Source organism: Aerococcus sp. L_32 (assembly GCF_050689315.1).
Map to the genome: position 1 here is coordinate 1 of NZ_JBOEQF010001201.1, position 557 is coordinate 557.

The 557-nt window shown below is 38.2% G+C and carries 1 pseudogene; it reads right to left on the bottom strand.

Features of this window, described 5'->3' with window-relative positions:
* A pseudogene (locus tag ACRCJ0_RS18930) lies at nt 1–273 on the bottom strand (hypothetical protein); the annotation flags it as partial.
* Nucleotides 274–557 lie beyond the last annotated feature (284 nt).

A 557-nucleotide genomic window follows, 5' to 3' on the forward strand; every position in this document is an offset into this window, starting at 1 on the left:
GGGAGTGTATGTTGCCTCACTAGTAGCTGAAGTTTCAGACGTATCTGAAGCTAACTCACTCTCACTAGTGGCTGCTTCCTCAGTACTTGTGCTTGCTTCTTTCGATTGACTAGTTGATTCACTACTTGTCGTAGCTGATTCAACTTGAGATGTTGCCACATTACTTGTATATAAATCTTGTGCATTTTCATCTGCTTGAACTTGTGTAATAGTGTATCCAGCTGCTAATACTCCGGCGGCTAGGAATCCCATCACTACTTTTGGCGTTTTCATTAATATCACACCTTTCTATACCTATAAGTCTAAAGAAAAATATAGATATATTCAAACGATTTCATGCGCTTTAAACCTTTCTTAAGGGTTTAACAAAGATATATTTACCTATCTTGCCTTTAAGTTGGCATTACCCTTGAATAGCTTGCGCAATTTCCGCTACAGAATTTGAAGAATCCGCATTTAAGTTTTTAAATTTACCGTCGCCACCAACGTATACTAATGAAGGAACAGTTTTAGCGCCCACTTCAAAACGGAAGTCAGATAAAGCATCATCAGTTGCA